The 519-nt window shown below is 58.8% G+C and carries 1 protein-coding gene; it reads right to left on the bottom strand.

The genetic code is table 11. The features are described 5' to 3' along the window. Nucleotides 1-359: 359 nt before the first annotated feature. Nucleotides 360-506 carry a CopK family periplasmic copper-binding protein gene (locus Taqua_RS13160; RefSeq protein WP_246094733.1) on the bottom strand — a complete coding sequence of 49 codons (147 nt, stop codon included), beginning with the start codon at nt 504-506 and terminating at the stop codon, nt 360-362. Between the last annotated feature and the right edge of the window lie 13 nt (nt 507-519).

Here is a 519-nt window from a genome sequence, read left to right as displayed (position 1 = left end):
GCGCATGATCGTCAAGAAGGGCATCACCTTCTTGGCCCAGCTTTTGTTGCGCCTGCGCATGGCGTGGGCTTTGCGTGCCGTTGGGGCTGGATGGTCGCCAAGATCCCGGCCGATGGGAACGCAACCCGCTTCAATCCGGCTGGGCGTGGCTTGAAATGAATTTTTCAGGGGCGACTACTTCTCAGCGCACTGGTTTTGCGGGGGGATTACCCACCTTGTGCGGCGCCGATTGACCGGTAGCGTCGCAGCCTACCATCGAGTGGTTAGCCCCAGCTATGACCGATGGCCCGCCAGCGCGTGTTGGTCAACGAGTTGGCCCGACATCCGCTGGCGTGCAGTTCACGAATTGAATCGAGTAGTCAATGGTTGGAATGACCCTTACGGAGAAGAAAATCGAGTCGAGCGACCTCGTTGCCGTTGGCTGTAATCTTCTGGCCATCGACCGTTTCGAGCGATTGCCCCTCTTTCAGGTGGATAGCCCGTCCGAACTTGTCTTCCAGCGCCATCTTGCCGTCCTCG

Source organism: Tepidimonas aquatica (genome assembly GCF_007556585.1).
Classification (GTDB): Bacteria; Pseudomonadota; Gammaproteobacteria; order Burkholderiales; family Burkholderiaceae_C; genus Tepidimonas; species Tepidimonas aquatica.
Note: the sequence above shows the minus strand (reverse complement) of the source record. Positions and strands in the feature narration are given on the sequence as shown.